This window comes from Streptomyces sp. NPDC044002, assembly GCF_056434525.1.
This window is the reverse complement of record NZ_JBWKEZ010000031.1, coordinates 26,159-46,185: the sequence shown is the minus strand read 5'-3', so window position 1 is coordinate 46,185 and position 20,027 is coordinate 26,159. Positions and strand designations below refer to the sequence as shown.

23 protein-coding genes and 1 pseudogene are annotated in these 20,027 nt (G+C 74.3%); 10 read left to right on the top strand and 14 right to left on the bottom strand.

From position 1 onward, the window contains the following. Positions 1 to 28 precede the first annotated feature (28 nt). Positions 29 to 310, top strand: coding sequence for a pyrimidine/purine nucleoside phosphorylase (gene ppnP / locus AC07A6_RS22880; protein WP_362460404.1), 282 nt, complete (start codon positions 29 to 31; stop codon positions 308 to 310). Positions 311 to 437: 127 nt separating this feature from the next. Then, positions 438 to 1,229, top strand: a complete 792-nt coding sequence (locus AC07A6_RS22875) for a bestrophin-like domain (protein ID WP_478778304.1) — start codon at positions 438 to 440, stop codon at positions 1,227 to 1,229. Here the strand turns inward: AC07A6_RS22875 and AC07A6_RS22870 are convergent. Next, positions 1,214 to 2,476 (bottom strand): MFS transporter, encoded by a 1,263-nt coding sequence (locus AC07A6_RS22870; RefSeq protein ID WP_478778303.1) that lies wholly within the window; start codon positions 2,474 to 2,476, stop codon positions 1,214 to 1,216. The genes AC07A6_RS22875 and AC07A6_RS22870 overlap by 16 nt on opposite strands. A 99-nt stretch (positions 2,477 to 2,575) precedes the next feature. On the opposite strand from AC07A6_RS22870, the gene AC07A6_RS22865 reads away from it, so the two are divergent. Continuing rightward, a complete protein-coding gene (locus tag AC07A6_RS22865; RefSeq protein WP_362460086.1) occupies positions 2,576 to 3,658 on the top strand; it encodes a helix-turn-helix domain-containing protein in 1,083 nt (360 codons plus the stop codon). A 35-nt stretch (positions 3,659 to 3,693) separates the two neighbouring features. Here the strand turns inward: AC07A6_RS22865 and AC07A6_RS22860 are convergent, their stop codons facing one another. After that, positions 3,694 to 3,897 (bottom strand): hypothetical protein, encoded by a 204-nt coding sequence (locus tag AC07A6_RS22860; protein ID WP_478778302.1) that lies wholly within the window; start codon positions 3,895 to 3,897, stop codon positions 3,694 to 3,696. Positions 3,898 to 3,949: 52 nt separating this feature from the next. Between AC07A6_RS22860 and AC07A6_RS22855 the strand changes: the two genes are divergently transcribed. Genes AC07A6_RS22855 through AC07A6_RS22845 form a run of 3 tightly spaced genes read left to right on the top strand, consistent with a single transcriptional unit; the run spans position 3,950 to position 6,406 of the window. Then, on the top strand, positions 3,950 to 4,498 hold the full coding sequence (locus AC07A6_RS22855; RefSeq protein ID WP_478778301.1) for a YcxB family protein: 549 nt from the start codon (positions 3,950 to 3,952) through the stop codon (positions 4,496 to 4,498). A gap of 37 nt (positions 4,499 to 4,535) precedes the next feature. After that, positions 4,536 to 5,798, top strand: coding sequence for a sensor histidine kinase (locus tag AC07A6_RS22850; protein WP_478778300.1), 1,263 nt, complete (start codon positions 4,536 to 4,538; stop codon positions 5,796 to 5,798). Further along, positions 5,762 to 6,406 (top strand): response regulator transcription factor, encoded by a 645-nt coding sequence (locus tag AC07A6_RS22845; RefSeq protein ID WP_362460076.1) that lies wholly within the window; start codon positions 5,762 to 5,764, stop codon positions 6,404 to 6,406. The genes AC07A6_RS22850 and AC07A6_RS22845 overlap by 37 nt, the downstream gene beginning before the upstream one ends. 92 nt (positions 6,407 to 6,498) lie before the next feature. Here the strand turns inward: AC07A6_RS22845 and AC07A6_RS22840 are convergent, their stop codons facing one another. The 6 genes and pseudogenes from AC07A6_RS22840 to AC07A6_RS22815 all read right to left on the bottom strand — a co-directional run. Beyond that, a complete protein-coding gene (locus tag AC07A6_RS22840) occupies positions 6,499 to 6,903 on the bottom strand; it encodes an aggregation-promoting factor C-terminal-like domain-containing protein (RefSeq protein WP_469114024.1) in 405 nt (134 codons plus the stop codon). Between the two features lie 391 nt (positions 6,904 to 7,294). Next, entirely contained in the window at positions 7,295 to 7,558 is a 264-nt protein-coding gene (locus AC07A6_RS22835) for a hypothetical protein (protein ID WP_386272405.1), read from the bottom strand. Then, positions 7,545 to 7,820 carry a DUF6400 family protein gene (locus tag AC07A6_RS22830; RefSeq protein WP_478778299.1) on the bottom strand — a complete coding sequence of 92 codons (276 nt, stop codon included), beginning with the start codon at positions 7,818 to 7,820 and terminating at the stop codon, positions 7,545 to 7,547. Before AC07A6_RS22830 ends, AC07A6_RS22835 begins: the two co-directional genes overlap by 14 nt. 100 nt (positions 7,821 to 7,920) lie before the next feature. Then, the gene (locus AC07A6_RS22825; RefSeq protein WP_478778298.1) at positions 7,921 to 9,117 is read right to left on the bottom strand and encodes an alpha/beta hydrolase family protein; all 1,197 of its coding nucleotides are present in this window, start codon (positions 9,115 to 9,117) and stop codon (positions 7,921 to 7,923) included. A 46-nt stretch (positions 9,118 to 9,163) separates the two neighbouring features. Beyond that, entirely contained in the window at positions 9,164 to 9,628 is a 465-nt protein-coding gene (locus AC07A6_RS22820) for an MFS transporter (RefSeq protein WP_478778340.1), read from the bottom strand. A 130-nt stretch (positions 9,629 to 9,758) separates the two neighbouring features. Beyond that, positions 9,759 to 10,607 (bottom strand): annotated as a pseudogene (locus AC07A6_RS22815) (MFS transporter); the annotation flags it as partial. 265 nt (positions 10,608 to 10,872) lie between these two features. Between AC07A6_RS22815 and AC07A6_RS22810 the strand changes: the two are divergent. Beyond that, positions 10,873 to 12,123 carry a glycosyltransferase gene (locus AC07A6_RS22810; protein ID WP_478778297.1) on the top strand — a complete coding sequence of 417 codons (1,251 nt, stop codon included), beginning with the start codon at positions 10,873 to 10,875 and terminating at the stop codon, positions 12,121 to 12,123. 10 nt (positions 12,124 to 12,133) lie between these two features. On the opposite strand, the gene AC07A6_RS22805 is transcribed toward AC07A6_RS22810, so the two are convergent. From AC07A6_RS22805 to AC07A6_RS22785, 5 genes are all read right to left on the bottom strand, one after another. Beyond that, on the bottom strand, positions 12,134 to 12,916 hold the full coding sequence (locus AC07A6_RS22805; RefSeq protein WP_478778296.1) for a hypothetical protein: 783 nt from the start codon (positions 12,914 to 12,916) through the stop codon (positions 12,134 to 12,136). Positions 12,917 to 12,988: 72 nt separating this feature from the next. Next, the gene (locus tag AC07A6_RS22800; protein WP_362470970.1) at positions 12,989 to 13,591 is read right to left on the bottom strand and encodes a GTP-binding protein; all 603 of its coding nucleotides are present in this window, start codon (positions 13,589 to 13,591) and stop codon (positions 12,989 to 12,991) included. Continuing rightward, a complete protein-coding gene (locus AC07A6_RS22795; RefSeq protein ID WP_042800368.1) occupies positions 13,578 to 13,949 on the bottom strand; it encodes a DUF742 domain-containing protein in 372 nt (123 codons plus the stop codon). Before AC07A6_RS22795 ends, AC07A6_RS22800 begins: the two co-directional genes overlap by 14 nt. Continuing rightward, complete coding sequence (locus AC07A6_RS22790; RefSeq protein WP_007261964.1) at positions 13,949 to 14,353, bottom strand: roadblock/LC7 domain-containing protein; 405 nt, start codon at positions 14,351 to 14,353, stop codon at positions 13,949 to 13,951. The genes AC07A6_RS22795 and AC07A6_RS22790 overlap by 1 nt, the downstream gene beginning before the upstream one ends. Beyond that, complete coding sequence (locus AC07A6_RS22785; protein ID WP_478778295.1) at positions 14,350 to 16,683, bottom strand: sensor histidine kinase; 2,334 nt, start codon at positions 16,681 to 16,683, stop codon at positions 14,350 to 14,352. The genes AC07A6_RS22790 and AC07A6_RS22785 overlap by 4 nt, the downstream gene beginning before the upstream one ends. A 236-nt stretch (positions 16,684 to 16,919) precedes the next feature. On the opposite strand from AC07A6_RS22785, the gene AC07A6_RS22780 reads away from it, so the two are divergent. Further along, positions 16,920 to 17,972, top strand: a complete 1,053-nt coding sequence (locus AC07A6_RS22780; RefSeq protein ID WP_478778294.1) for a sulfotransferase — start codon at positions 16,920 to 16,922, stop codon at positions 17,970 to 17,972. A gap of 21 nt (positions 17,973 to 17,993) precedes the next feature. Here the strand turns inward: AC07A6_RS22780 and AC07A6_RS22775 are convergent, their stop codons facing one another. Further along, positions 17,994 to 18,596 carry a TIGR03086 family metal-binding protein gene (locus AC07A6_RS22775; protein WP_478778293.1) on the bottom strand — a complete coding sequence of 201 codons (603 nt, stop codon included), beginning with the start codon at positions 18,594 to 18,596 and terminating at the stop codon, positions 17,994 to 17,996. A 270-nt stretch (positions 18,597 to 18,866) separates the two neighbouring features. On the opposite strand from AC07A6_RS22775, the gene AC07A6_RS22770 reads away from it, so the two are divergent. Both AC07A6_RS22770 and infA read left to right on the top strand, forming a co-directional pair. Next, entirely contained in the window at positions 18,867 to 19,631 is a 765-nt protein-coding gene (locus AC07A6_RS22770) for a GNAT family N-acetyltransferase (RefSeq protein WP_478778292.1), read from the top strand. Between the two features lie 87 nt (positions 19,632 to 19,718). Beyond that, entirely contained in the window at positions 19,719 to 19,943 is a 225-nt protein-coding gene (gene infA / locus AC07A6_RS22765) for a translation initiation factor IF-1 (protein WP_362470986.1), read from the top strand. Positions 19,944 to 20,027 lie beyond the last annotated feature (84 nt).

Sequence of the window (20,027 nt, the reverse complement as noted above, 5' to 3'; positions counted from 1 at the left end):
GCTCGTTCCCGAAGAGGACACCACGCACATGTTCACGGTCAACGAATACTTCGACGGCACGGTCAAGTCGATCGCCTTCAACCAGGAGCAGGGCCCGGCGACCATCGGCGTCATGGCTCCCGGCGAGTACGAGTTCGGCACGGCCGCCCCGGAGGTCATGCACGTCGTCAGCGGCGCCCTGACGGTCAGGCTCCCCGGCTCCGCCGAGTGGGAGACCTTCTCCTCCGGCAGCCACTTCAAGGTGCCGGGCGACAGCAAGTTCCAGCTCAAGGTGACGGCCGAGACCGCCTACCTCTGCGAATACCGCTAGTCACCGGGCGGGCGGCGCGCACACATCACCCGACTTCACCCGGTCGGGTGAACGTCGTCGCGTACGCCCGCAGCGGGCCTTGGAGCCGGGGTCGGAGGGCGTCGCGTGCGGCCTAGACTCCCCGCACATGTCGCTATGGCTCCTCAACCATTTCAGCACCTCCGTCCTGGCCGTGGTCGCCGTCGGCGGGACCGTCCTCCTGGCCGTCGCCGGCAGCGTGCTCCTGCGCCGGCGGCACCCGTCGCTGGCCCGCGGGGAGCACAACGACATGGTCGGCGTGACCCTGGGGATGTTCGGCGCCATCTACGGGATCATCCTCGCGTTCGTGATCGTCACCCTGTGGACGCAGCTGGAGGAGGCCCAGACCATCGTCGCCTCCGAGGCCACCAGCGCGGCGCTCATCTCCCGTGACGCCGCCGCGTTCCCCGAGCCGGTGCGGGCCCGGCTCGACGGGGCCGTGAGCGGTTACGTGCACGCCGTCGTCGAGGACCAGTGGCCCCGGATGCGGGCGGGGAACCCCAGTTACGGGGCCACGGAGGCCCACTTGCAGGACGCGTTCCGGTTGCTCCAGACGTACGCCCCGCAAAGCCAGTCGGAGCAGGTCTTCTACGAGCAGGCCGTCGGCCACCTCGACGACGTGGCCGCCCAGCGCCGCGCCCGCATCACCATGGCCAGCCGGGAACTGCCCGTCCTGCTCCAGGCGTTGGCCTTCGGCGGTGCACTGGTCCTGATCCCCCTCACGTTCCTCTACGGTCTGCGGAAGCTGCGGGTGCAAATCCTGTTCGTCGCCTCGGTGGCCGGGCTCGTCGGCTTCAGCCTGCTGCTGGTCTTCGTCCTGGACCGGCCCTTCTCCGGTGACCTCAGCGTGAGTCCCCTCCCCTATCGGGAAGGGTCCCTCGCCCGTTACTGGACGTCCTGAGCCGGCTCCGCCGGGTCCCTTTCGGCGGCGACGGCCGCGGCGGACAGCAGGGTGGCTCCGGCGAGGGTGCCCCACAGGGCGGCCGGGCCGTGGGGGGCGAGGGCGGTGATCGCGGCCGGGGACACGGCGAGGCCGAAGCCGGTGGAGAGTTCGAAGCGGGCGAGGGTGCGTCCCAGGACGCGGGGCGGGGCGAGGGCCGTCACGAGGGCGGTGGCGCTGCCGGCGTAGACGATCTCGCCGAGGGTGCAGGCGACGGAGACGGCGGCGACGGCGGGGGCGGCCCATCCGCCACCCTCCCCCGCTCCCAGCGACGTCACCGCGAGGAAGCCCGCGTAGGACGCGGCGAGGACGGCGCCGGCGACGGCCAGGGCGGTGCGCCGGGCGTAACGGGACATCAGGACTGTGACCGGGACCTGGAGCGTGACCACCAGCACCGTGTTGGCCACGAAGATCGCCGCCGCCCACACCGGTGAGGCGTGCAGCTGGGTCAGCAGGACCAGCGGGAGGGCGATCTCGGGGACGTTGAGACAGAAGACGTAGACCACGTTGGCGGCCAGCAGGGCGCGCATGCGGGGCGGGGCGTCCTGCCGGCCCGCCGGAGCGACGAGCCGGGCCGGCTCGCGTTCCGCGCGTACGCGGACCGACCACGCCAGGCCGGCGGCCGCCAGGTAGGCCAGTCCCGTGACGGCCGCCAGTGCCCGCAGGGCCGAGGTCCCGCCCGCCAGGCAGGCCATGGCCAGGAGCGCCCCCACCCCGAGCCCCGCGTTGCGCAGGGCTCGTCCGGCCGCGAGGGCGGTGTCCCGTTCACGGCCGTGGGAAAGGGTGGCGACGAGCGCCGCGTGGGCGGCCGGCCAGGCCTGGTTGCCGATGCCGAGGAGGAGGGCCGCGGCCGCGAACGGCCAGACGCGGCCCGTGGGGGTCGCCACCAGTACGGCCACGCCCAGCACGCGCACCAGCATCGACGCGGCGACGACGGTGCTGCGGGCGCCGCGGTCCAGCCACCGCCCGACGGCGGGCGTCGACAGCAGGCCGACGACGATGCCGGCCGTCATGGCGAGGCCGGTGGCGGACGCGGAGAGGCCGAGCACCGTCACTCCGTACAGGAGGAGGAAGGGTCTGAGCAGGCCGGTGCCGAGGGCGTCGACGGTCAGGGCGACGGCGTAGCGGGGGCCGCCGGAGGCGCGCAGGACGGCGCGGGCCCTCGGTGTGCGGGTGGCGGCGGGGGCGGGGGTGCTCGTGGCTGTCATGGGGTGAACGGTGGGTTCACCGGCCCGGCCGGGCACGTCGGTTGACGGAGATCGTCAACAGTCGTCGGCGCCGGCCGGCGGGGCGGGGATGATGTGCGGATGACGTTGAGGATCGACATCGCCGGCATGCCGTCCGAGGGGCTGCGGTTCGCCGCGTCCCCGCTGGCCGAGCTGACCGCGATGCTGCACGTGCTCGCCGAACCGGGGCACCATCCGGAGTTCGCCGCGTGGGCCTCCGACGTGTGGGCGGGGCTGCGGCCGGGGCTGGCCGAGCGGTTGCGGGAGGCGGAGTTCCTCTGGCGCACGTCCCAGGCCGACTTCATGCTGCCGGCCCGGCCCCGGGCGACGCTCGGGGAGGAACTGGACGACGTCGACCGGATCGACGACGAGCGGTACGTGTCCGCCGCGCTGGTCACCACGTGCGGGAACCGGATCCACTTCGCTTCCCCGTCGCCCCTCACCGACGCCGCCGCGCGCGACCTGGCCCTCGACCTGGCCCAGGCACGGGGCGTGCGCCAGGAGGCCTTCGCGGAACGGCTGCTCGCCGACCCGGCGGCGGTGCGGGCGCGCGTCCGCGGCACCCTGGAGGCCTGTGGCGAGGCCTTCTTCGACGCGGCCTGGGCCGACGCCGCCGTCAGGCTCGCCACGGACCTGCGTCTGAAGAACGACCTGCTGAGGCGGCAGGGACCCGGGGCGGCCCTCGCCTCGGTCTCCGGCGCGGTCACCCTGGCTCCGGACGGCGACGCCATCCTCGTGGACAAGCTGCTGGACAAGGCGACGACCGCCCACGGCAGCGGCGTCACCTTCATTCCGAGCGTCTTCGGCCGGCCGCACCTGGCGATGGTGCACGCGCCCGGCTGGCAGCCGGTGGTCCAGTACCCGGTGGACGGGCCCGGCCCGTCGGAGCCGGTCTCCCTGGAGACGGTCAGCCTGCGGCTGGAGGCCCTCGCCCACCCGGCCCGGCTGCGCCTGCTGCGCACCCTGGCCCGCGGCCCGCACACCAACGGCGAACTGGCCCACGCCTGGGACCTGACGCCCCCGGAGGTGTCGCGGCACGTGGCCCTGCTGCGGCGGGCGGGGCTGCTGACGGCCCGCCGGGAGGGGCGGTACGTGCGGTACAGCCTCAACCTGTCGGACCTGTCGGCGCTGGGGACCGACCTGCTGGCGGCCGTCCTGCGGTGAGGGCGGGCCGGGGGGCGGGGGCGGGGGGTGTGGGATCAGCGGTTGCCGGGGCCGCTCGTCACGGTCGTCCACGTGCCGCCGGTGACCGTGTACACCATCAGCCGGCGGTTGCGCGGATCGCCGTACTCGTCGAAGGCCACGCGGCCGGTCACACCGTCGAACCCGAGCCCCGACACCGCCGCGCGGGCCTCGGCGGTGAAGCGGCCTCGCCGGCCGGCCCGGTGGGGGTGCCGGAACATCCACGAGGGGCACCCGCCGGCCCCCGGTGGCGGTACCGTACCCTCCGCTGTCATGGACATGAATCAAGCCGGGCAGGCCGGAACCGATGCCCCGGCCCGCGCCGCACGGTTCGACTACACCCCCGCCGCCGCGGACTACGACAAGGCCCTGTGGCGCTACACCCTCGGCACCTGGCCGGGACGCACCAGGCACCTGCCGGTCCTCGGCGCCGCCGCGGCCATCGTGTTCGCCGTCCGGGCCTGGAAGTCGCACTTCGACGACACCCAGATCGTCATCGCGGGCACGCTCTGCGCGCTCGCCGTGATCGTCGTGCGCCAGTGGGGCCGCCGGCACCGGGCGCGCGACCAGTTCGCCTCCCACGCGGAGCACGGCGCGTGCCTCACCACGATCGACGAGGACGGGCTGACCACCACCGGCACGTCCGGCCGGACCGTCACGGAGGACTGGAACAGCTACCCCTGGTGGTTCGAGACGCCCGAACTGTTCGTCCTCACCGGCAGCATGGAGTTCTTCTTCGTACTGCCCAAACGCGGTGCGGCCGCCCCCGACGACCTCGACCGGGCCCGTGCGCTGTTCGCCCGGCACCTGCGACGCCTCTGACCGGGCCGGCCGGCCCGCACGGAACATGAGTCCGAACGTGAGTCCGACTCCCCTCTCGCGGCGGACGGCCGCCGTCGGCCACTGCCACCTCGACGGCCTGCTGGCCGTGTGGGTCGCCGTCGTCGGCTCGGCCGTCGTCGGTGCGCTGCTGTTGCTGCCCGTAGGGGTCGGCCACCGGCTGCTGCCCCCGGCCGCGGGCGCGCTGCGCCGGTGCGCCGACCTCGCGCGGCAGCGGGCGGCCCGCCGGGCGGGGGTGCCGATCCCGCTGCCCGATCCGCTGCCGCGCGCGGCGGGGGCCCGCGCGGTCCTGGCCGACGCGGGGTTCTGGCGGGACCTGGCCTGGGCGTGGCTGGAGCCCCTGGTGGGCGGCCTGCTGCTCGCCGTACCCCCGTCCCTCGTGGTGTACGGGCTGTTCGGGGTGCTCGTCCAGCCCTTCGTGTGGCGGCTGCTGGGCGACGGCAACTGGTACGCGTTCGTACCCGTGCACGGCACCGGCACGGTGCTCGCGGCCGCGGCGCTGGGGCTCGCCTTCACGGCCGGGGGCCTCCTCCTCGCACCGCCCGTCCTGCGGCTGCACGCCCGCTGGGGCCGACAGCTCCTCGCCGCGCCGCGCGGCACCGAACTCCGGCGCCGCATCGAGCGGTTGACGGAGACCCGGGCCGAGGCCCTGGACGGCCGGGCCGCCGAACTCCAGCGCATCGAACGGGACCTGCACGACGGGGCGCAGGCCCGGCTCGTCGCCCTGGGGATGCGCCTGGACAGTGCGTCGCGCCTGCTCCAGGACGATCCGGCGGCGGCCCTGAGCGCAATGGCGGAGGCGCGCGAGCTGTCCGCCCGAGCCCTGCAGGACCTGCGCGACCTGGTCCGGGGCATCCAGCCGCCGGTCCTCACCGACCGGGGCCTCGGCGACGCGGTGCGCTCCCTGGCCCTGGACAGCTTCCTCGACGTGACGGTCGAGGTCCGGCTGCCGGGGCGGCTGCCTGCCGCGGTGGAGTCGGCCGCCTACTTCGCGGTCAACGAACTGCTCGCGAACGCGGCGAAGCACTCGGGCGCCGGGCGCGTGGAGATCGTCCTCGTGCACGACGGGGCGGCGGCCGGCGGTCCGCGGCTGCGTGTCACCGTCACCGACGACGGGCACGGCGGGGCGGACCCCTCCCGGGGGACCGGACTGCTCGGCGTCCGGAGGCGGTTGGCTACCTTCGACGGGAACCTCGCCCTGCACAGCCCGCCGGGCGGTCCGACCACTGCCACCCTGGAGATCCCGTGCGCGTCGTCCTCGCCGAAGACCTCTTCCTCCTGAGGGACGGCCTGGTCCGTACGCTCACCGAGCACGGCTTCGACGTCGTCGCCGCGGTGGACAACGGCCCCTCCCTGCTGCGCGCCCTGCTGGAGCACCGGCCGGACGTCGCGGTCGTCGACGTGCGCCTGCCCCCGGGGTTCACCGACGAGGGTCTGCAGGCCGCACTGGAGGCCCGCCGCCACCATCCCGGTCTCCCGGTCCTCGTGCTGTCCCAGTACGTCGACCAGCTCTACGCCAACGAGCTCCTGGCGAGCGACGACGGCGGCGTGGGCTACCTGCTCAAGGACCGGGTCACCGACACCGGCCAGTTCGTCGACGCCGTACGCCGCGTCGCCGGCGGCGGCACCGTACTGGACCGGCAGGTGATCGGCCGGCTGCTGTCCCGCGGTGACGCCCGCGGCACCATCTCCGCCCTGACCCCGCGCGAACGCGACGTCCTGGAGCTGATGGCGGAGGGGCGCTCCAACGCCGCCATCGCGGGCACCCTCCACCTCAGCGAGAGCGCCGTCGCCAAGCACACGGCGAACATCTTCACCAAGCTCGGCATCGCCCCTTCCGCGGAGGACAACCGCCGGGTCCTGGCCGTCCTCGCGTACCTGCGGCGCTGACCGCCCGTACCCGGTCCATACGCACGGGAACGCCCGGCCGAGGGTCTCGGCCGGGCGTTCCCGGTACGTCTGCTGTGATGCCCGCTGGTGGTTTAGTACCAGTGGTTGGCCTGCCAGAAGTTCCAGGCCTCGACCGGGCTGCCGTAGCGCTCGTTCATGTAGTCCAGGCCCCACTTGATCTGGGTGGCCGGGTTCGTCTTCCAGTCGGAGCCCGCCGACGACATCTTCGACGCGGGCAGCGCCTGGACCAGGCCGTAGGCGCCGGAGGAGGAGTTCGTCGCGGTGTAGTCCCAGCCGCTCTCGTGCGTGACGATCTTGTCGAAGGCGGCGAACTGGGCCGGGTCCTTGATCATCTGCTGGGCGATCGCCTTCGCGCCCGTCGGAGCGGCCTGCGCGGGAACGGCGGCGAGCATCGAGCCCGCAACACCGAGGGCGAGGACGGTACCGGCGAGGGTCTTCTTCGAAGCGGCGATGCGGCGGATGACGGCGTTGGACACGGATGAACCTTCCGACGGGGACAAGGACGGTCGCCGCATGCCGAAGACATGCGTGAGCCACTCACACAGGTGGAGAGGGGATCAGCCGGCGGGGGGCGGTGCGCCCCGGCCGCCTCGGCGACAACACCAGTTAGCCAGCCCCCCGCCGCCCTGGCAACGCCCCCCACCTACTAACCACCCTCGCAGACCGGGACCGACGACCCGGGCGGCAGGGCCTGCGGGGACCGGCCGGCCCGGCTACTAACCCCGGCCGGATGTGACCTGGGTCCTGTGGGCCGCCTCACCGCCCAGACCCCCCGATCTCACCCCACGTAACCGGCCAGACCCGCTGCGGTGGGTGTCCCGCGTCACTTCCGGCCCCCGAATCGAAGGCGAACCGCCCCCGCCGCGCCTACGACGAGAGGCGCGGCAGGCCGCTGGTCACGCGGCTCCACAGGGAGCGGGTGGCGCCGAAGCCGCTCTCGTGCGTCCAGACGTGGGTGCAGCCGGGGCACTGGAGGTGCAGGAGGCTGCCCTTGTTCGAGAGCAGGTAGCGCCAGTGGCGGGAGCAGGCACGGCGCTCCGCGCACGGCTCGCAGTCCCGGGTGTCCTCGCAGCCCGGGCACGGCACCCAGGCCCGGCGGCCGATCTCGGCCTGCGGGTCAAGCGGCAGCACGGCCGCCCCCGCGCACGGGCAGCACTCCGGCCGCCACCAGGTCGTCGTACATGCGCTGCTGTTCGGCATCGAGGCCGGAGTAGAGCAGGTCGTACGCCTCTTCCTCGCCCCGCAGCACCTCGACCGGATCCCAGTCGGGGCCGAGCGCGGCCATCACCTGGGCGCGCCGGAGCATCTCCTGGGCGGTCAGGTCGACGGCGAAGTCGACCAGGTCGGCGGGGCCGCCGGGGCCGACGGGGGGCGTGGAGTGGTGCGTGGACATGAGGCAGAACTTAGGTATGCCTTCTCTCCCGGGTCAAGGGAGGGTGGGCGGATTCACATCCCACCCTCCCCGGGATGATCCGTACATATCCCATCGACCGTCAGCTGCGCTGGAAGACCACCTCGGGGTCGGCCGCCGTCGGCCCGTCCAGGCGCGGTGCGGGCAGGCCCTTGAGGTGCCGGTCGAAGAAGTCACCGGTGTAGGCGCGGGTGATGCGCTGGGAACGGTCCCCCGAGAGGGGGGTCTCCGGATGGGGGGCGCCGGCGGCGTCGGCGAGGACGGGCCAGTCGGTGAATCCGGGGTGGCCCATGCCGGTGACGGTCAGCCAGCGCTTCCAGCCGTCCATCCGCGGCCAGGCGTCGGCCCAGCTGGTGTCCTCGATCTCCGGCGGGATCAGGGCCGGGTCGCCGCCGAGCAGCAGGAACGGACGGCCGCCGAGGCCGGACTCGGGCAGCGGGGCGAAGAAGGTGCCGTCCATGTTCACGCCGGCGGCCACGCGCGGGTCGGCGGCCATGGCCGCGGCCGCGGATGCGCCGCCGATCGAGTGGCCGGCCATGCCGATGTGGCGGGCGTCGATCAGCCGGGAGTGGCGCCAGGCGGGGCGGTCCCCGGTGAGCCGGTCCAGCAGGAACGTCACGTCGCGGGCCCGGGCTTCGGACACGCGGTGCAGCGACCGGTCGGGGAAGACCAGCTCGCAGGCCTTGCAGCCGAAGAGCCTGCCGCCGGGGAAGACGGTGCCGTCGGACTCGTAGGCGTGGTCGAGTGCGGCGACCACGTAGCCGCGCGAGGTCAGGTCCTCCGCGAGCGCGGTGAGGGAGGAGCGGGGCAGGGTGAATCCGGGCGAGAGCACGACGAGCGGGTACCGTCCGCCGCCGACGCGCGGCAGCGCGCCCTCGCGGGCGTGGGTGCGGACGGCGGCGACCTGTTCGGCGGTGGCGTAGCGGCCGAGTTCCCCGCGGTCCGCGAGCAGGGCGCGCGCTTCGGCGACGGTCGCGTAGGGGGCCGGGTGCCCGGTGCCGCGCACGGCGGGGTAGTAGAGGGACACCAGCAGTTCGCGGTCGGCGGTCGGGACCCAGGGGTCCTTGCGCGTGGTGTCGACGAGGTGGAGGGTGTCGCGGCCGACGGCGAAGGCGCCGGTGGGGCGCGGCAGTTCGAGTCGCGCGGCGCCCGCGGGGGTTTCCGCCCGGCCGCCCGTCACGGCGGGCGCGGCGGTGGCGGCAGCGGCGGTCGCCGGGCCGCCGGCCAGCAGGAGTCCGGCTGCGGCGGTCACCGCGAGCATGCGGATGATCTTGGTCATGCTCACACCATAAAGATGTTAGGCAAGCCTCACCTAACCAAAGCCCCTATCCGGACGCGGAATGGCCGGAATCCGCTGCCGGGAACCGGCCACCCGCGCGCGACGGGAGGCCGGTGGCCGCGAGCAGCAGCGCGGCGCACAGGAAGCCGCTCGCGGTGACGAAGGCCAGCGGGGCGGCCGCGGCGGTGACGATGCCCGCACCGTCGGCGGAGTCGTCGTTCGCGGCCAGGACCAGCGCGCCCGCCACGGCCAGGCCCACCGCGCCGCCCAGCTGACGGAGCGTCTGGCGCAGGACGGACGCGTCGGCCCGCTTCTCCTCGGGTACCGCGCGCATCAGTTCGGCGCTCAGCGCCGGCACGGGCATGCCCATCCCGAGCCCGGCCAGCGCCATCCCGGGGACCTGCCAGAGGTACGCGCGCGACGGCAGGGCAGCCGTCCAGAGCGCCGCGCCGGCCGTGGCGGCCGCTAGGGGGTGTCCGCAAAGTCTCGCCTGCCCCGCGACGCCCGGCACGCGCTCTCGCCGCACCGGACGCCGCGGGGCCCGCCCTCCGGGCGGACGGCGCCACTTTGCGGACACCCCCTAGCCCGAGCAGGACGGGCACCCGGATCGACCGGAAGCGGTCCAGCAGGTGCCCCGACAGGTAGGTGCCCGCCGTCAGCGAGCCGACCAGGGGCAGCAGGGCCAGGCCGGTGGCCAGGGGCGGCAGGTGCATCGTCTGGCGCAGGTACAGCGTGCCGTGCACCATCACGATCAGCTGGGGGGCCTGGACCAGGGAGGTGAGGGCCGTGGCCACGGCGTACGGGCCGATGCGCAGCAGCCGCAGGTCGACGAAGGGGCGGGGCGAGCGCAGCACCAGCCGTACCGCCAGGGCCAGCGCCAGCGCGCCCGCCGCCGGCACGGCGAACGTCCGCGGGTCCGCCGGGCTCCCCACCCCGCACTGGTAGAGCCCGAGCACGAACAGGGCCACGGACGGGACGACGACCAGCGGCTGCGCCGCGGTGAGCGGTGTCCCCTCCGGCTCCTCCGCCACCCGCGCGCGGGCCGCCAGCCACAACGCAAGGGCGGCGACGGGCAGGTTGACGGGGAAGACCGAACGCCATCCGAGGTACTGGGTCAGCACCGCGCCCACCACGGGGCCGAGGGCGAAGAAGACCTGCGCCAGACCCGCGTACGCCGCCAGGGCCCTGCCGCGCTCGTGCTCCGCGTACACACCGGTGATCACGGTCGTGGCCACCGGGAGCATCAGCCCGGCGCCCACGCCCTGGAGGGCCCTCGCCAGCAGCAGCGCCCCCGCCCCGTCCGCCGCCGGGACGAATCCGCAGGCGGCCGAGGCCGCGGCGAAGAGCACGACACCGGACCGGAAGGTGCTCATCAGCCCGAAGCGCCGGGCCGCCATCCCCCCGACGGGCGCGAACGCGCACAGCGCGAGGACGTAGACGAGCACCACTCCGTGCATCACGAACGTCGTCAGCCCCAGGCTCCGCGCCATCGGGCCGAGGGCGACCACCACCACGGTCTGGTCGAGCATCACCAGGCCCCCGGCGCACCCCGTCGCCGCGAGCACGCAGCGCTTGCGGGCCGCGCCGGCAGCTTCCGCCATGGGCAACCCCGGGTCTCGGTGGCGTGGACCGTACGGGCGCCCCATGCTGTCACGGTCCGCGCCGCCGGCCCGTCAACCGGGTGCCCGGAGGATTTCCGTGCCGCCCCGCGCGGACGTACGGCGCGGCCGCCCCGCGGACGCCACACTGACGGGCATGAGGATCGTCGTCATGACAGCGGGGTCGCGCGGGGACGTCGCGCCCTACACGGGACTGGGAGCCGGCCTGGCCCGGGCAGGACACGAGGTCACCCTGGTCACCCACGAGGTGTTCGCACCGCTGGTGGCCGGGTCGGGGGTGCGCTTCGCCACCCTTCCCGGGGACCCCCGGGCCGAGTTGCACTCGCCGCGCGGGCGCGGGCTGCACCGGAGCCGGAACGGGGCGGCGAAGCTGCTGCGCGCCGTCGCACTGGCACGGCGCATCGCGCCGGAGATGACGGGGCCGCTGGTCCGTGCCGCGCGCGACGCGGACGTCGTACTGGCCGGCGGGGCAGTCGCGCCGCTGGCGTACGCCATCGCCGAGGGCCTCTCCCGGCCCAGCATGGGCCTCTTCCTGCAACCCCTGCACGGCACCCGGGAGTTCCCGCCGCCGATGCTCGGCACCCGCTCCGCGGGTCCGCTGGGCAACCGGCTCGGCGGGCAGGCCGTCGTCACGGCCGTCGACCACGTCTTCACCCGGGCCGCGCGGGCCCTGGCCGCCGAGCACGGCCTGCCCCCCGGCCGTCTGTCCACCGCCCGCCGTGCCCGCGAGCGACGGGGCTGGCCCGTCTGGCACGGCTTCAGCGAGCTGGTGGTCCCCCGCCCCCGCGACTGGCGCCCGGGGCTGGAGGTCTCCGGGTACTGGTGGCCCCACGACAGCGCCGGCAGCCGGCTACCGCCGGAGCTGGAGGACTTCCTCGCGGCCGGCCCCGCCCCGGTCTACGTGGGCCTCGGCAGCGCCACCGCACCCGACCCCGGGCGGGTCAGCGCCGACGTCGTCGCCGCGCTGCGCGCCGCCGGCCTGCGGGGGGTCGTCCAGCAGGGGTGGGCCGGGCTGTCCGCCGCCCAGGACGACATGATCACCATCGGCGAGGTGCCGCACTCCCTGCTGTTCCCCCGCATGGCGGCCGTCGTCCACCACGCCGGGGCGGGCACCACCGGCGCGGCGCTGCGCGCGGGCGTTCCCTGCGTACCCGTGCCCGTGCAGTTCGACGCCCACTTCTGGGCCGCCCGCCTCGTGGAGCTGGGCACCGCACCCGGTGTGCTGCCCCTGCGCCGGCTCGGCCCGGCCGCCCTCGGCTCCGCTCTGCGGGAGGCCGTGGGCAACCCCTCCTACCGGGAGCGGGCCCGGTACCTCGCCGGCCGGCTGGCCGTGGAGGACGGCGTCGCTCCCGTCGCCGCCGCGCTCGAACGGCTGGCGCGCGCCTGACGAACGCCCCTCAGCCGCGCGGCTGCTGCTGCCAGGGCTGCGGGTACTGGCCGGGCTGCTGCTGGTACTGACCGGGCTGTTGGTACTGACCGGGCTGCTGCTGGTACGGCGCCGGCTGCTGGTACTGGCCGGGCTGGTGGTACTGGCCCGGCGGCTGGTGCTGCGCCTGCTGCTGGTACTGGCCCGGCTGCTGGTACGCCGCCTGGGCCGGCCGGGCGCCGCGCAGCAGGGCGTCGAAGCGCGCGTACAGGTCGTGGGCCGTGTCCGGGGCCGACGCGTACGTGGTCACGGATCCGTCGGTGAGCTGGACGGTGATCACGCTGCCGCCGCGGGGGTCGGGCTGGTGCCAGACGCCGGAGAGGGCCGTGGCGGGGACCCAGCTCCCTTCGGCTTCGGGGCTGCCGCTCCCCCAACGGCGGCGCAGGGCGCGCCGGTAGCCCGGAATCAGCAGCATGGGGAAGCTCACCACGACGAACAGGAAGAGGAAGATGCTCCCGAGCACCCCGCTGGTCCAGTGCAGCAGCGCGATGACCGCCCCGTAGCAGACCGAGACGATCGCCACCATCAGGCAGGCCGTGACGGCGGCCTCCGGTGCCCCGTTCTTCTTCAGCAGGCTGTAGAGGCCTATCGACGCGAGCATCACCAGCAGGGTGACGCAGCCGGCCCCCTCGCCGAAGAGCTTGTCGGCGAGGGAGTCCTCGCCCCCCTCTTTCTTGGCGGCGTAGCCGTTGTCATGGAACTGGACGGAAACGCGCCCGCCCGGCGTGGCGGTCACGCCATTGATCGTGTACATGGTGATCACGCTAGCGCCGCCGTCCGGCAGGCCGGGGACCGCCCCCGGTCCGGCAGGCGGTACGGCCCGGTGTCAGACGCCGGCGGGTGCCCCCGCCCGGGCGATGACCACGTCGAGCAGGGCCAGCAGGGCGCCGCGGGCGTCCGTGCGGGAGCGGGCGTCCAGCAGCAGGACGGGGGTGGCCGGGTCGCGCAGGTGCAGGGCGGCGGCGATCTCCTCGGCGGTGTAGGCCTGTTCGCCGTGGAAGCAGTTCGCGCCGACGACGAACGGCAGGCCCCGGCTCTCGAAGAAGTCGATCGCGGGGAAGCCGCGGTCCAGACGTCGCGTGTCGACGAGCACGAGCGCGCCCAGGGCCCCGTTCAGCAGGTCGTCCCACATGAACCAGAACCGCTCCTGGCCGGGCGTGCCGAACAGGTAGAGGACGACCCCGGCGTCGGCGAGGGTGATCCGGCCGAAGTCCATCGCGACGGTGGTCAGCGTCTTGGACTCGATGCCTTCGAGGTCGTCGACGCCGACGCCCGCGCTGGTGAGGCGTTCCTCCGTGCGCAGCGGCTCGATCTCGGAGACCGCCTCGACCAGGGTCGTCTTGCCGACTCCGAACCCCCCGGCGATGAGGATCTTGACGGGGGACGCCGCCCGGGCGGTGGAGTCGTCGGAGGGGTCATATCCGGGCAAGGTTGTCCCTGATTTTCATGAGCAGGTGGACGTTGGTGGTCTCGGCGCCCTCCAGGGGCGGCCGGTGGTGGATCAGTCCGCGGTCGGCGAGTTCGCCCAGGAGGAGCGTCATCGGGGTGAGGCGCATGTGCATGCGGGCGGCGATCTCGGCGACCGCCAGCCCGCCCGGCCGGGCGCACAGGGCGAGGACGGTCCGCCATTCGGTGGCCAGACCGGTGTGGGCGCCGTCGGCGACGGCCGCCGCCTCGATGGTGGTGTCCATGGTGAGGACGGTCTGCGGGGCGGCGGCCGTACGGCCGTCGGTCAGCGCGTACAGCCGTGTCCGGCGGGGGCTTCGGCGCGGCGGCTGGTCGGGCATTACGGCGTCGGCGGGGTGGTGCGCTCGGGGGTTCCCAGCCATTCGCCGAGCGCCTGGGCGGTGCGTACGGCTTCGCCGCCCAGTTCTCCGAGCCGTGCCTTGCGGGAGGTCACGACGATGAGCGTGCTGCCTTCCCCGCAGCCGACGACGCACAGGTAGCGGTCGTCCATCTCCACGAGCTGGCGGATGACCCGGCCGCCGTCGATCTCCCGGGATATCGCCTTCATGGTGGCGGCTATGCCGGAGGACGCGGCGGCGATGCGCTCCGCCTGGTCCCGCTCCAGCAGATAGGCGCTGAGCTTGATCCCGTCGTTGGACAGGAGCACGGCTCCCTGGATGCCGGCGATCCTGCTCAGGTTGTTGTCCAGGATGCCGTAGATCATGTCGCTGGCTGTCGTTGTCATGGCTGGTCCGCTCCGAGCTCTGCTTCCACTTTCTTGGTCCCCTCTTCGTAGTCGGCCCAGGCGTCGGCCACCTCTTCGGGTGTCTCCGGGTCCCGGCCGGCCGCCGGTTCCGGGGCGCGCGGGCCCCGGAGCTGCCGGGTGAGGTGGGTCTGCGGGACGCGCTCGGGCAGGGCCGGCCGCGCGCCGGGTCCGGGTGCGGGCCCGGGTGCGGGCGCGGGCCCGGGTGCGGGCGCGGGCCCGGGTGCGGGCGCGGGCACGGGCTCGGGCTCGGCGGCGGGCGCGGGCGCGTCCTCGGGTACGGGTACGGGGCCGCGTACGGCGGTGGGGCGCGGGGGCCGCTCGGGCAGCGGCCTCGGCTGCGCCGGTCGCGGCGCCGGGGGCTTCGCCTCGGCGGGCAGCAGCAGCGCGCCCGGCAGGATGACCACGGCGGCCGTGCCCCCGTACACCGAGCGGCGCAGCGTGACGCGGGCCGCGAGCTGGTCGGCCAGGTGGCCCACGACGAAGAGGCCGAGCCGGTGCGCGTTCTCCGCGAGGACGGAGAACGGCGGCGCCGAGTGCAGGCGCTCGTTCATGGCCTCGTATCCGGCGGCCGATACGCGCGGTCCGCGGTCCTCGATCTCGACCGAGAGGCCCTCGGCGACGAGTTCGGCGCGGACGACGACCTTCGACCGGGGCGGCGAGAACCGGGTGGCGTTGTCCAGCAGTTCCGCCAGCAGGTGGCTGATCTGGCTGATCACGTGCGGCCGCACGCTGGCCTCGTCCAGTGCCTGCCGCTCGATGCGCCGGAAGTCCTCGACCTCCGCGGCGGCCTCGCGCAGCAGGTCGGCGACGCGCATGGGTTCGGTGTGCGGGTCCGGGATCTCGCCGCCCGCGAGGATGAGCAGGTTCTCGACCTGGCGCCGCATGCCCACCGTCAGCTGGTCGGACCGCATCAACTGGGCCAGCAGCGCCTCGTCGTTGCCGAAGGTGTCCTGGAGGTCCTCGGTCAGGCTGAGCTGGCGGCTGACGAGGTTCCCGGTGCGCGAGGCGATGCCCGAGGCGAACAGGCCGAAGCCGTGCCGCTCGGCGGCGAGCTGCCGGTGCCCGTCGACGGAGACGGCTACGACGCGGGCGAAGGCGTCGGCGATCTGCCCGACCTCGTCCTCGCGTCCGTGCACGGCCGGCAGTGCCTCCGTGTCGACGGGCTCGCCGCGCTGGAGCCGGGCCACGACCTCGGGGAGGGTCTCCTCGGCGATGGCGACCGTACGGGTGTGCAGGCGGCTGAGGCGGCGCAGCACCGACCGCGTGGTGAGGACGACGACCGCGGTGACCAGCAGCAGGGTGCCGCCGCTGGCTCCCACCAGCCAGTAGACCTCGGTCTGGAGTCCGGCGGCCTTCGCGTCGGCGTGCGCGAGCACGTTCTTGGCCCGGGCCGTGGTGAGTTCGGCCAGCCGGGGCGCGAAGGTGTGGTGCGCGGCGGGCCAGTCGTCGACGTCGGCGGGCAGTTTCACGCCGGTCGGGGTGTCCTTGTGGTTGGCGATGACCGCGTTCTCGACGCGGAGCTTGGTCTGCCAGGCGTCCGAGCCGGTGAGCTTGTCGTACGAGGCCAGTTCCGCGGGCGGCAGGTACGGCACGATCCAGGTGTCGTACAGGTAGCGGTGGGTGCCGACGGCGTCGAGGAACTGGGAGAAGCCGGTGGACGCCAGTTCGCGGGAGGGGCCCGCGAGCGTGAGGGCGGTGTCCTCGCGGGCGACCATCTCGGCGGCGGAGAACAGGGCCACGGCGGGCCTGCTCTCCTGGGCGAGTTCGGCGTCCTCGGCGTGGCTGAATTCATCCTGGTAGGCGCGGATGATGTCGTCGATCACGCCGGTGTAGTAGCCGACGGCCTGTTCCGCGCTGCCGCTGTGCGCGTCCACGCGCTTGCGGTACGAGGCGAGCAGGTCGAGCCGCCCGCTCACGGCGGCGAGGCGCGCCTCGCCCTGTCCGGAATGCCCCGGGCTGCCGCTGCCGGCGATCTTGCGGAACTCCGCCGCGGCGCGGTCCGTCGCGGCCCGCCGCTCGCGCAGGGCTTGGTCGGCCACGGAGGATCCCGCCCACCGCGCCGCCGTCACCGCCCGCTCGGCCTGCAGCTCCGTCATCAGCCCGACCAGCGGCACGCCGATCCGTTCGCCGGCCTTCACGTCGGCGCGCAGGTGCTCCGACTGGGCCAGCAACCGCTGGGCGGTGACGGTGACCTGGGCCCCCATCGCCACGGTCGGGACGACGGCCAGGCAGACCAGCATCGTGCGCAGGCGCACGGTGCGGCGGCGCCGGGCGGGGGGCGGCGGGGTTGGCGGTCCTTCGGGGTCCATCGCAGACATCGGTCCTCGGGAGCGGCGGAGACGGGGGCCTGGACGAGGGCATGGGGGAACTGCCGACACGGCCCTGCGGGGTGGGGATGCCGATCATATCCAGCCAATCCGAATATGCGGAGACCTTACTTCCAGGCCCCTGCGTGGTAAGGAGCCCGGCCGGCGGCATCGGACGGCGGCGGCGGGGGAAGGCTGGTCGCGATCGGTACGGGCCGTCGTCGGAGGAGTGGGACGGGATGCGCACGCTGACCTTTGTCGTGGGTACGGGCCGCAGCGGGTCGACCGCGCTGTCGGGGATCGTCAACGCGCATCCGGACGTGCTCAGTCTGAACGAGCTGCTGTCCTCGGTGCAGAGCCGGGGTTTCCCCGAAGGTCCCGTCACCGGCGAGGGGTTCTGGCGGCTGCTGGCCGACCCGAATCCGCTGTTCGAGCGGATGATCCGCAGCGGGGCGCCGATGCCGGAGTTCGTCTACACCCGCCGTCCGGGGCGCTTCTCCACCGGCACCACCGGCATCCCCGCACTGTCCCTGATGGTGCTCCCGCACCTGACCGACGACCCGGACGGCCTGTTCGACGAACTGGAGAAGGAGGTGCGCGGCTGGCCGGCCCGTACCGCCGCCGGCCACTACGAGGCGCTGTTCGGCCTGCTGTGCGCACGGTTCGGGTCCACTGCGGTGGTGGAGCGGTCGGGCTATTCGTCGGACCGGGTGCCGCTGCTGCGCCGGGCGTTCCCCCGGGCGCGCTTCGTGCACCTGTTCCGCGACGGGCCGGACTGCGCGCTGTCCATGAGCAGGCACACGGGATACCGGCTGATCTTCCTGATGCGGGAGATCATGGCCCGGACGGGCGCCGAGCGCGTGGAAGAGCTGACCGGGGAACAGGTCCGGTCCCTGCCGCCCGAGCTGTCCCCGCTGCTGGAGGAGCGCTTCGATCCCGCGCTGGTGCTGGACCGGGAGCTGCCGGTGGCGGGGTTCGCGGCGCTGTGGTCGGAGATCGTCGTCCGGGGCGTGGCGCACCTCGGCGGGGTTCCCGCGCCGATGCGCACCACGCTGGCCTACGAGGACCTGCTCGACCGGCCCCGCGAGGAGCTCGCGAGGCTGGCCGCCTTCATCGGCGTCGAGCCCCTCCCCCAGTGGCTCGAGGCGGGTGCCGCGCGGCTGGACGCCGGCCGGCGGGGGGCCTCGCTGCGGCTGCCCCCGGCCGAACTGGCGGCGCTGCGGGAGGGATGCGCAGCCGGCGAACGGGCCCTGGCGGAAGGCCGGGGGCAGGCCGCGCTCGGCAACGGCTGAACCGTTGCCGCCCACGGTGCGTCAGGAGGGCTCCGGCGGCGCCCAGCCCGGGTCGCGGCCGCTCAGCCCGATCGTCCGGTCCAGCAGCGGGGCGTCGTCCGGCACGGGCACGACGGGGCCGAAGATGCCCCCGCCGCGGTCGTCCTCCTGGGCCGCCGCGAGCAGGAAGTCGTACGAGACCCCCAGCGCGGCCCGGTCGGGTGCGTAGTCCTGGCCGGTGGCCCGGGCCAGGTCCCAGCCGTGGACGACCAGTTCGTCGGCGGCCACGGCGGCGGCCACGGAACCGGGCAGGTCGACTCCGCCCGCGCGGGTCGTGCCGCTCCAGGCGGCCGGGTCCCGCCAAGCTTCGGCCAGTTCGCCGAGCAGCCTCGGCAGCCGCTCGCGCCAGTCGGCGGGCAGCCGGGGCGCGGTCGTGCCCGGGGGCGTGTCGGTCGTGGGGCCGAGGTCCTTGCGGGCCGCGTCGCGGAACGCTTCGGCCAGTTGGGCCAGGTGGCCCAGCAGTTCACCGACCGGATAGGCGGGGCAGGGGGTGGGCCCGGAGAGCCGGGCGTCGGGGACACCGACGACCAGGCCGGCGACGACGGCCGCCTGCGGTCCGAGGTCGAACCCCGTCGTGCTGTTCATCGGCATCTCCCTCCGCGACGCACCGGGGTGAAGGCTAGACCCGGGTTCCGCCCGGAGCCGGCCGGACATGCCCGTCCGGAAATAAATCGGATGAGACGCGGAGCCGCCCGTTGCTAGGGTGCGGAACGCCGTGACAGGACCAGAGGAGGTGACACCCATGAAGGCTGTATCGAGGTGGGTGCTCCCCAACTTCCGTCACGGTGTGCGACTGACCTAGGTGTCGTCGTCGGGAGCGCCTGCGCAACCAGGCACTCCCGAAAGGCGACAACCATGGACACCGTGATCATCAACCGGGTGGACGAGACCCGGTGGCAGGCCCTGGCCGACGGCCGGATCGTCGGCCACGGCGATGTCTCGCAACGGCCCGACGGACGGCTCTTCGTCAGCATCGACGTGTGGCGGGACGAGGCCTTCGGCCGGCTCGCCGCCGCCATCCTGGCGGACCTTCCGGCCCCGCTCCACACCCTGGTCGGCGAGGCCGACGCCGGCCTGAAGTCCCGCTGGGAGCGGGCCGGTTTCGCGGCCGGACGCCGCGAGCGCGAGTACGTCCTGCCCACCGACCCGCGCGAGACCGGGCTCGGCCCGTCGCCGGCACCCGACGGTGTGCGGATCCTGGCGGGCACGGAGGCGGACGAAGGCCTGCTGCGCGCCCTGCACCGGGCCGTCCGCGAGGAGGTCGAGGCCGGCGCCGGATGGCGGACCATGCCGGCCGAGGTCCTGCCCCGCCCGGACGGGCCGATGCCGCTGGACCCTTCGAGGTTCACGGTGGCGGTCCGGGACGGCGCCTACGTGGGGCTGGTGCGGGTGGCTCCGGTCCCCCGCCGGGCGCGGATCGGGCTGGTGGCCGTACGGGCCGGCGAGCAGCGCAGGGGCATCGGACGGGCGCTGCTGGCGCACGCGCTGGGCTCGCTGCACCGCGCCGGGACCGACTCGGCCTGGGCCGAGGTGGACGAGTCCAACACGGCCGCGATCACGCTGTTCGAGGGCCTCGGCGCCCGCCGGACCGGCGGCAACGTGGAGCTGGTGCACCACTGACGCCGCACCGGACCCGCATTTCCCCCATCCGCACCCGCACCCGCATCCGCACCCGCACCCGCACACCGATCCGAGAGACGAGGGACATTGGCAAGAACATCGAAGGGCCTGGAGATCGAGGGCACCGTCGTCGAGTGCCTGCGCAACGCCACCTTCAAGGTGGAGCTCCAGAACGGGCACCACGTGCTCGCGCACATCAGCGGCAAGATCAGGAAGAACTACATCAGGATCCTGCCGTTCGACCGGGTGCTCGTGGAAGTCAGCACCTATGACCTGACCCGCGGCCGCATCCTCTACCGCTACCGGACCTGAGCCGCGGCGGACGTGGGGGGGGGGGGGGGGGGGGGGGGGCGCCGCCCCCTCGCCGAAAACGCAGACGTCGTGGGGCCTTTTATC

Excerpts from the sequence above, each read along its gene's own strand:
- AC07A6_RS22810 (WP_478778297.1), top strand. The coding sequence starts at position 10,873 with ATGAGGATCGTCGTCATGACAGCGGGGTCGCGCGGGGACGTCGCGCCC.
- AC07A6_RS22775 (WP_478778293.1), bottom strand. The coding sequence starts at position 18,596 with ATGAACAGCACGACGGGGTTCGACCTCGGACCGCAGGCGGCCGTCGTC.
- AC07A6_RS22790 (WP_007261964.1), bottom strand. The coding sequence starts at position 14,353 with ATGACAACGACAGCCAGCGACATGATCTACGGCATCCTGGACAACAAC.
- AC07A6_RS22770 (WP_478778292.1), top strand. The coding sequence starts at position 18,867 with ATGGACACCGTGATCATCAACCGGGTGGACGAGACCCGGTGGCAGGCC.
- AC07A6_RS22875 (WP_478778304.1), top strand. The coding sequence starts at position 438 with ATGTCGCTATGGCTCCTCAACCATTTCAGCACCTCCGTCCTGGCCGTG.
- AC07A6_RS22855 (WP_478778301.1), top strand. The coding sequence starts at position 3,950 with ATGGACATGAATCAAGCCGGGCAGGCCGGAACCGATGCCCCGGCCCGC.
- AC07A6_RS22825 (WP_478778298.1), bottom strand. The coding sequence starts at position 9,117 with ATGACCAAGATCATCCGCATGCTCGCGGTGACCGCCGCAGCCGGACTC.
- AC07A6_RS22860 (WP_478778302.1), bottom strand. The coding sequence starts at position 3,897 with ATGTTCCGGCACCCCCACCGGGCCGGCCGGCGAGGCCGCTTCACCGCC.
- ppnP (WP_362460404.1), top strand. The coding sequence starts at position 29 with ATGTTCACGGTCAACGAATACTTCGACGGCACGGTCAAGTCGATCGCC.
- AC07A6_RS22780 (WP_478778294.1), top strand. The coding sequence starts at position 16,920 with ATGCGCACGCTGACCTTTGTCGTGGGTACGGGCCGCAGCGGGTCGACC.
- AC07A6_RS22795 (WP_042800368.1), bottom strand. The coding sequence starts at position 13,949 with ATGCCCGACCAGCCGCCGCGCCGAAGCCCCCGCCGGACACGGCTGTAC.
- AC07A6_RS22865 (WP_362460086.1), top strand. The coding sequence starts at position 2,576 with ATGACGTTGAGGATCGACATCGCCGGCATGCCGTCCGAGGGGCTGCGG.
- AC07A6_RS22870 (WP_478778303.1), bottom strand. The coding sequence starts at position 2,476 with ATGACAGCCACGAGCACCCCCGCCCCCGCCGCCACCCGCACACCGAGG.
- AC07A6_RS22805 (WP_478778296.1), bottom strand. The coding sequence starts at position 12,916 with ATGTACACGATCAATGGCGTGACCGCCACGCCGGGCGGGCGCGTTTCC.
- AC07A6_RS22830 (WP_478778299.1), bottom strand. The coding sequence starts at position 7,820 with ATGTCCACGCACCACTCCACGCCCCCCGTCGGCCCCGGCGGCCCCGCC.
- AC07A6_RS22785 (WP_478778295.1), bottom strand. The coding sequence starts at position 16,683 with ATGGACCCCGAAGGACCGCCAACCCCGCCGCCCCCCGCCCGGCGCCGC.